8 protein-coding genes are annotated in these 7,314 nt (G+C 51.7%); all 8 read right to left on the reverse strand.

Going from position 1 to position 7,314, the window contains the following annotated elements; translation table 11 throughout:
- Positions 1-183: 183 nt before the first annotated feature.
- On the reverse strand, positions 184-837 hold the full coding sequence (locus ABEA02_RS19830; RefSeq protein ID WP_345534883.1) for a site-2 protease family protein: 654 nt from the start codon (positions 835-837) through the stop codon (positions 184-186).
- 95 nt (positions 838-932) lie between these two features.
- On the reverse strand, positions 933-1,304 hold the full coding sequence (locus ABEA02_RS19835) for a toxin-antitoxin system YwqK family antitoxin (RefSeq protein WP_345534884.1): 372 nt from the start codon (positions 1,302-1,304) through the stop codon (positions 933-935).
- Positions 1,305-1,960: 656 nt separating this feature from the next.
- Positions 1,961-2,341: a DUF1493 family protein gene (locus ABEA02_RS19840; protein ID WP_345534886.1), complete on the reverse strand. Its 381-nt coding sequence runs from the start codon at positions 2,339-2,341 to the stop codon at positions 1,961-1,963.
- A 93-nt stretch (positions 2,342-2,434) separates the two neighbouring features.
- Entirely contained in the window at positions 2,435-2,848 is a 414-nt protein-coding gene (locus ABEA02_RS19845) for a hypothetical protein (RefSeq protein WP_345534888.1), read from the reverse strand.
- A gap of 113 nt (positions 2,849-2,961) precedes the next feature.
- Entirely contained in the window at positions 2,962-3,369 is a 408-nt protein-coding gene (locus ABEA02_RS19850; protein WP_345534889.1) for a hypothetical protein, read from the reverse strand.
- Positions 3,370-4,161: 792 nt separating this feature from the next.
- Positions 4,162-4,602 carry a hypothetical protein gene (locus ABEA02_RS19855; RefSeq protein WP_345534890.1) on the reverse strand — a complete coding sequence of 147 codons (441 nt, stop codon included), beginning with the start codon at positions 4,600-4,602 and terminating at the stop codon, positions 4,162-4,164.
- Positions 4,603-4,698: 96 nt separating this feature from the next.
- Positions 4,699-5,010 carry an immunity protein TriTu family protein gene (locus tag ABEA02_RS19860; RefSeq protein ID WP_345534891.1) on the reverse strand — a complete coding sequence of 104 codons (312 nt, stop codon included), beginning with the start codon at positions 5,008-5,010 and terminating at the stop codon, positions 4,699-4,701.
- 531 nt (positions 5,011-5,541) lie between these two features.
- Positions 5,542-7,032 (reverse strand): AAA family ATPase, encoded by a 1,491-nt coding sequence (locus tag ABEA02_RS19865; protein WP_345534892.1) that lies wholly within the window; start codon positions 7,030-7,032, stop codon positions 5,542-5,544.
- Positions 7,033-7,314 lie beyond the last annotated feature (282 nt).

The raw sequence follows: 7,314 nt of genomic DNA on the forward strand, positions 1-7,314 counted from the left end.
AGTGCGGAACAGGGCCTTGAAAAATGGTGCCTGAAGAGCCGCACCAGTATTGGCTCTCCGGGCAGGCCCGGGAGAGGGGCCCGCACCGAAACGAGCGGCTAACGTGGAAGTAAGCGGACGCCGGAGCGCGAAGCGCGGAGGGAACCACAAGCGCAGCTTGTGGCGGTCCGCTTGACTGTAGGGTTAGATTGCAATTGCATAAGAAGCTATCCCAATACCCCACGATATAAAGGCACTTAACAGGACAAAGAACAGCAGCAGTGTTGCCTTTCTCGGCCACCATCGGATAAGGCCCGTGCTACGACCTATAGCGGCTAAAGCATCGCCGCCATTAAGTGCAGTGAGTGGCATTGCGTTGAGTGCGCAATTCTTTGCAGCCACAACGGATAGCAGCGCGAGGAATCCTGCGCTGCTTATGAAAGCGCTAGCTGCACTGATCAGTGATTTTGCCTGGTCAAAAGGTGACAAAGCGCCTGAAGCGAACTGATATGGCGTAGCTGCCATTTCATCGAACGCAGCAGATCCGCCAAGCGTTACTGATAGTCCGGCTAAAGCTACGCAGCCAGAGAGACAAATGGCGAGCTTTTTGATGAGGGGCTGCTGATCGAGCGCCCTGTGTTTTTCACTATCTGGCACCTCTGTGGAGGTTGTGTCCAGGAACGTGACTGATCCACCGCTCGGAATGAGGCCAAGTCGAAACCGTCCTCTAGTGAAGAGTGTTGGGCCGAAGCCCAGAGAAAACTGCTGAACAGAAACCCCCAGCATTGCGCCGGCTGCGGCGATAGCAGACAGATGAACTAGGACACAAACGACTAGAGCGAGCAGAAATAAGGCCATGAGTTCGTAAGATCTAACGTGGAAGTGAGGGGCAGCCGGAGCGAAGCGAAGGGAACCACAAGCGCAGCTTGTGGCTGTCCCGCTCGACTGCAGGGTTAGACGACTTCTTCGCCTTTTGCATAACGGATTGGTTTTTCCTCTTGCCCATGATCATTCCAGAATCGCCAAACTCCGTCTTCCTTACCTTGGCGATATGAGCCCTCAGAGGCAACTTTTCCATTTTCGTGAAAGCTCTTCCACACGCCAACCTCTAGGCCATCGTCGTAGTGGCCTTCCGAAGATACAACGCCGTTCTCGTGGTACGCGACAAACAAGCCATGCCGCATCCACTTCTGCCCATCCGAACTTAAGCGGCGGCTGTAACGAAACTTGATCTTGCCGTTGGCGTAGGGAATCTCAGCGATGTTGAGGGCTTCATCGCCGGGTGCTGGAGCGGGTTCTTTGCTTTTGAAGAGTTTGCCGAACATAGAAGATGGCCCAGAAATCGGTGTCGTCTAACGTTTGAGGTAAGGGGCAGCCGGAGCGCGAAGCGCGGAGGGCACCTGCAAGCGCAGCTTGCAGGCTGTCCCCTTGACGGATGAGTTAGCCGCGACTGACTGTGACACCGGCATTGCCTTTGGGTTGGAAACTGCGCCCAGCATAACCATTGGCTTTGCTCGTCGCAATCATCTCGGTCACTGAAGTAGCCCGTGCCGCCACAGGGCTGTGTGCCGTTGCTCGCGGCGGCAGCCGCCTGACCCTACAGAGCTTTCATGACCCGCGAAGCTGACCGATGAAGCCAGTGAATTTTTGATTGTTCGCTTGCACGATTGAAACTGTGCCCGAGCGATGAACGACCAACTGTTTCTCGTGCGCGGACAAGCCATCCTTGTCGTGCCAGATCGTCCGTGACTCACCCTCATCCCGAACGTCCGAGCCCTCAAACCCCGCGTGCGATTGCGCCAAAGAAAGCACGAAAAACAGATGCCTGAAGAGCCGCACCAGTATTGGCTCTCCGGGCAGGCCGTAGCGAGGTGCCCGCAACGAAACGAGCGGCTAACGTGGAAGTGAGGGGCAGCCGGAGCGCGTAGCGCGGAGGGAACCAACAAGCGCAGCTTGTTGGCTGTCCCTCTCGACTGCAGGGTTAGACCGCTTTGGTTCGATCACCACCGGTTTTCCTTTTCTCTAGGATGACATGGTGCAACTGAGCAACCGATAGAGGTTTGACTTTCTCTATTGAGAAGCCAAAGAGGTTCGCAATCATCAAAAACAGGCTCATGCCTTCGCTATGAAATAGATACTCGTCTTCTTCAAGGCCAAATGCTTCGCGCAGCGTGCCGTCGGCCCCCGTGAATGACACACCAAAACGCTTTTGAAGCTCCTCAAGCAACTCGCTCCCATCATCGCCAGTAATCCCGAGATCACGCTCCAGCAGTGTGGCCTCAGATATGGGCTTTGCCTCCTTGATGCCTTGGCTATCCCGGATGCAAGCAATCACCTCAGCGAGAGTCACGGTGCTCGTCATTGGGTTGCGGTCTAACGTGGAAGTGAGGGGCAGCCGGAGCGAAGCGGAGGGAACCACAAGCGCAGCTTGTGGCTGTCCCGCTCGACTGTAGTGTTAGGCCGAGGTGCCACGATAAACCTTATTGCACCACGCATCGACCTCTTCGTCGGTGTAGCCCAACAAATGACTTTCGATCCGTTCAAGTTCCTCCGGGTTTCTGCCCGTTTTTTGTAGAACTTTCTTAACCAATTTCATTGCAGGGATTCTCCATGCTTCAGATGCTGGGGCAAAAAAAACGTATTTGATCATGGCATCTCGGCCAAGGCGCTCGTTGTACCCAAAGTTGAATACTTCTTCGTTGCGTACGAAGCGACCCGATGCAACATGCGGCGCAAATTTCTCCTCTGGAATAATTTCCTCGTTTGGAAGAAAACTGACTTCTTCACAAAACATCGCGAGCGGCTTGCCTTGATTAAGCATCAACTCAAGCTCTCGATTTGTGTGATTGGCGGCAGCGAGGTCGATCATTGTGTGTGCGGCCTAACGTGGAAGTGAGGGGCAGCCGGAGCGCGTAGCGCGGAGGGAACCAACAAGCGCAGCTTGTTGGCTGTCCCTCTCGACTGTAGTGTTAGAGCGCATTTTCACAGGATTTCGACAGCCTTTTCCGAAGCAGATGGACTCAAGCTCATTTCGCACCAATCTATGTTGGTGCTGGCGACAATACCGCTTTCCGTTCGTTTGAACTCTTCGAAGTATCGGTTCTCAGGCGTATGCAGCCTGCCGTAACAAAACCACTCCCACCGCACGCAGTCTGCCGATTGGACAAAGAATTTTTCCTCTTCGACTTTCAAACCAATGGGGTTGGTAATCGTAAGAGTTTCTGCCTCATTGAACTTAATTATCAACGAGCCGTCCAGGGCGGAACAGCTCACGATTTGATGAATGTTGTCGTACGGGCGACCAAACCATTCGCCCCAAAACCTCAAAGCACCTGTCTTAACTTCAGGCAGTTTTGATGTGATGAGTGAGGCCATTTCAACGGTGTTCATGCCTGCGCTCTAACGTTTGAGGTAAGGGGCAGCCGGNGGTGAACACAGAGTAGGTGGACGCAGGCTCTTGGAAACAAGGTTTTACGGCTGCCTCAAGTTTGTCTTGGATGTCTTTGAGCTTGTTTCGTACTTCATCTGTATCGGTGCCGATATCCCAGAAAATTCCCTCGTGACGACGCATTTCATCTAGGTGTTTTTGAAACTCATCGGCCTCCATCTGGACTCGACCTTGGCGCTGCCAATAGTGAGTTGCAAGCATCTGAGCCGACACGAAAATCGAGTTCAGAACACGATTGGTCTCAACGAATATTTCCTCCGTTTGAGCGCCAAAGGAGGCCATGAATCTGTACTTGAGAGTGTTGAACTCTGCGAATGCAGATTCCTTCTTTGCGTAACGCTCAACCACAATGTAGCCGCGATCAAGCAACTGGATTTGCTCGGGGGTCTCGTTATCGCCACGCTGTCGTGTTGAGCCTTCACCGTTGTGCGAGAAAGGGTTGCGAATGAAAGAAACTGCGTCACGAATCTCGAAAAACTTGGCGAGGACTTGCTCAGCAAGTTCAATTTGGCGTTTTCCTATGAATTCTCTCTTCCAAGCGCCGATGCCGGAGATGATGGCCCAGCAAGCTGCAAAAACAGAGACTGCCTGGGCTATGGTTGCGAGCTCAATCATGGCTGTTGATGGCTAACGTTTGACGTGAGGGGCCGCCGTAGCGGCGAAGCCGCGAAGGGAACCTGCGAGCGCAGCTTGCAGGCGGTCCCTCTCGACGGAATGGTTAGGTGCGGGTTGAATCACAATAGCTTTGCCTTCAACGGATCTGCTTTAGCAACAAGACTTGAGAAGAACATAAAATCTTCCGCGAGTGTTTCGACCCGATCGATAAAGATTGACGCATCAATTGAGACCAAATTCTCCCTGGGCAGAATCGTTTCTTCTAGCTCTTTGCTAAACAATCCGTAGAGATTGTGTGCCAGATAGTTGCGCTTCTTGGTTATGTCATCAAAGTGGCTCTTGCCGTTCTCCGTGAGAAGGTCGGCATCTTTGAGCTTTTTCACCAAGCCACCGAGTGTAGCTGTTCGGTGGTAATCAATAGATCTTGCCTTCAGGTAGCTGCGAAGTTTTGTTTCAAGCATGCCGGCCGCCAGCATGACCTTTCCTAACCCGGCGCAAAATTCTTTATCGTCGTTTAATTGACGGAAAAATTCTTCTGGTTCAACGAAGTCAAAAGGCATAGCACCTAACGTTTGACGTGAGGGGCCGCCGTAGCGGCGAAGCCGCGAAGGGAACCCACAAGCGCAGCTTGTGGGCGGTCCCTCTCGACGGAATTGTTAGGCTGCTGGTGGAACATAGGTTGAAATCTCGCTCAGCCACCAGTTCAGACTGTCATCTAATTGCGCTGACGTAGGAGTGGCGCGAGAAGATTGGATGACAGTTTCGGATTGTTCGTTTATCGCTTCCAGCTCAAGTGCACCGTCTTCCCACAGCGTTGCTCGCGCCAGCAAGTTGTTTCCCTCGAGCTCAACGTAGCGGGCTTTTTTCTCCTTGCCGAGTACCTCAGACACCGCCACCGCAAAAGAGCCGCTGGTAAAAATCTGCGCCTTGCCTCTCGCCCATTCCTGCAGGTGATCTAGTAGATACATAAGAAGCCTAACGTAGAAGTGAGGGGCGGCCGGAGCCGCGGAGCGGCGTAGGGTACCCAAAGCGCAGCTTTGGGCCGTCCCTCTCGACTGCCGGGTTAGCCGAAGCCTTGCAAACCCTCTTGGTCATCGTGCCGGACGTCCGATCAGCAACGGCACGGGCCACCCGCGTGCCATCGGGGAATGACGAGCAATTTACAACGAACCCGAGCGACAATGACAGCGGCCTACCGGGCAAACCCAAGCCACAAACCTGCACGACCTGCGCCACGTCAAACCGCAACGACTGCGGCGTGCGCAATGAAAGTGTGGCGCGGCGCGCACCATGAAAACCCAAGGCCCGAGATTCGATAAAACTCGCGCTGGACATTGACGGCTAACGTTTGAGGTAAGCGGCAGCCGGAGCTGCGAAGCAGCGGAGGGGACCCAAAGCGCAGCTTTGGGCTGTCCGCTTGACTGATTTGTTAGGCGACTCTTTCATCGTGGGTGTTGCATTTCAACGTTGAGACTACGCTGAATGTATCTCTGGGTTGACTATATTTGATCAATTGTGTGCAAGGTTCTGCCAACAAATATTCTAAGCTCCTCATTATTTATAGTATCGCCCCATGGCGAGGTCGGATCGGCATGATGGAACTCCTTCGAATAGTCGTTTATTTCGCGAATATCGGCCGCAAGGTTTTTGATTCTGAATAATCGATCGCCTTCCTGAGAGTTTTCTATTCTTCCCAGCATATCCCCCAGCCACTCGCCTCTTTCGATCTCGTTAAAGTATTTAATGCGAATAATTCCCTCCAGAATTGGTCGAATGCATCTAACAACCTCTCGCTTTTCCAATTCTGTAGTTGCGCCGCTTAGCAAGTATGAACGCAGGACATTTATGTCCTTGAAAATTCCACTGAGCGTCTCAGTTTCGATGTCGTGAAACTCAATGTAACTACTGTTTGACTTCTTTGTAATCTTCAGATTGACTGACGACGCCTGTTCCATCTTTCTGGAAAGCGCCTTTGCAAAGTGAATATCATGAGTCGAAACAAACAGCTGCTTGCACTTCGAAGAAATTTTTAGCAATTGGCTTATTGTTGCGTTTCTTCGGGCTTGATCGAAGCTGGATATGGGGTCGTCAAACACAACTATTTTTTTTGAAATGTCGCCCTTTTCCAATTGAGCCAGGAAGAAAGAGAACGCGAATGCGCTTTTGTCTCCTTCGCTTAAAGAGTACTTGATTTTATGCCTGCTGCCGCCTTTCAATCCCTCAAACCCTACGACTTCACCGCTGACCGAGAGGCTGTATGAAACAAGCTGCCGAGGTCCTGAGTGCTTCTTTGAGAATTTTTCAAGCCGTATGTGTGGAGTAAAGTATCTCAAGTATTTGTTTGTGGCATCAATGCTTCCCTCGAAAATTCTCTTCGAATACTCACCTAGTTCAATGTTGACTTCTCGGATGTGGTTTGCTTTGTATTTAAGTTCTTGGCTGAGTGTTCTTGCCCGCTCCCCCAGGTCGGCAATTACTTCTTTAGGAAGTGATGCGGATTCGAGCTTGAGCCTAGTTTTAATCCTTCTTCTTTCTTGCCGAAATTCATCAAGATGCTCATGGAGTTCCTCTAGCTTTTTGTTTAACTTAATGCCGTCCTCACCTGCTATTATTTGAAATAGGTTATTTCTTGTTCTGTTTAGCAGGGATGATCCGATGTAAACATTGTCTTCGATGTAGTGAATGTCGAATACCTCGACCTCTGGATGGTGCTGGTCCCAAGAGCCATTGGAATACTTTCTCTTGGCGTTATCACTCATTAGGATCTGGATCTTTTGATCGCCAGTTGATCCAATCTTTTGTTTTTCTATTAAAAGTTTGTCGTCGCCGCTGAGCGATGTAAATATCATTGCTAATGTGGTTTTTCCTGCGCCATTCTCGCCATATATTACGTTGCGCGACTTGAACTCTCCATTCCATTCGGTGCAAGTCTTGACCGGATGGGCTGCGTAAGAACCGACGTTTTCAGTTTCGAGAATTTTCTTGATCATCGATGTTTGCTATAACGTTCTAAAGAAGCCGGGCTGTTTTTCAGGACCTAACGTTTGAGGTAAGGGGCAGCCGGAGCGCGAAGCGCGGAGGGCACCTGCAAGCGTAGCTTGCAGGCTGTCCCGTTGACCGATTGGTTAGCCGCGACTGACTGTGACACCGGCATTGCCCTTGGGTTAGAAACTGCGCCCAGCATAACCATTGGCTTTGCTCGTCGCAATCATCTCGGCCACTGAAGCAGCCCGTGCCGCCACAGTGTTGTGTGCCTTTGCTCGCGGCGTGAG

Source organism: Viridibacterium curvum (genome assembly GCF_039544165.1).
Taxonomy (GTDB): domain Bacteria; phylum Pseudomonadota; class Gammaproteobacteria; order Burkholderiales; family Rhodocyclaceae; genus Viridibacterium; species Viridibacterium curvum.

What these genes read in the sequence shown, in the direction of transcription:
- ABEA02_RS19830 (WP_345534883.1), bottom strand. Translation starts at nt 837, where the DNA reads ATGGCCTTATTTCTGCTCGCTCTAGTCGTTTGTGTCCTAGTTCATCTG.
- ABEA02_RS19835 (WP_345534884.1), bottom strand. Translation starts at nt 1,304, where the DNA reads ATGTTCGGCAAACTCTTCAAAAGCAAAGAACCCGCTCCAGCACCCGGC.
- ABEA02_RS19840 (WP_345534886.1), bottom strand. Translation starts at nt 2,341, where the DNA reads ATGACGAGCACCGTGACTCTCGCTGAGGTGATTGCTTGCATCCGGGAT.
- ABEA02_RS19845 (WP_345534888.1), bottom strand. Translation starts at nt 2,848, where the DNA reads ATGATCGACCTCGCTGCCGCCAATCACACAAATCGAGAGCTTGAGTTG.
- ABEA02_RS19850 (WP_345534889.1), bottom strand. Translation starts at nt 3,369, where the DNA reads ATGAACACCGTTGAAATGGCCTCACTCATCACATCAAAACTGCCTGAA.
- ABEA02_RS19855 (WP_345534890.1), bottom strand. Translation starts at nt 4,602, where the DNA reads ATGCCTTTTGACTTCGTTGAACCAGAAGAATTTTTCCGTCAATTAAAC.
- ABEA02_RS19860 (WP_345534891.1), bottom strand. Translation starts at nt 5,010, where the DNA reads ATGTATCTACTAGATCACCTGCAGGAATGGGCGAGAGGCAAGGCGCAG.
- ABEA02_RS19865 (WP_345534892.1), bottom strand. Translation starts at nt 7,032, where the DNA reads ATGATCAAGAAAATTCTCGAAACTGAAAACGTCGGTTCTTACGCAGCC.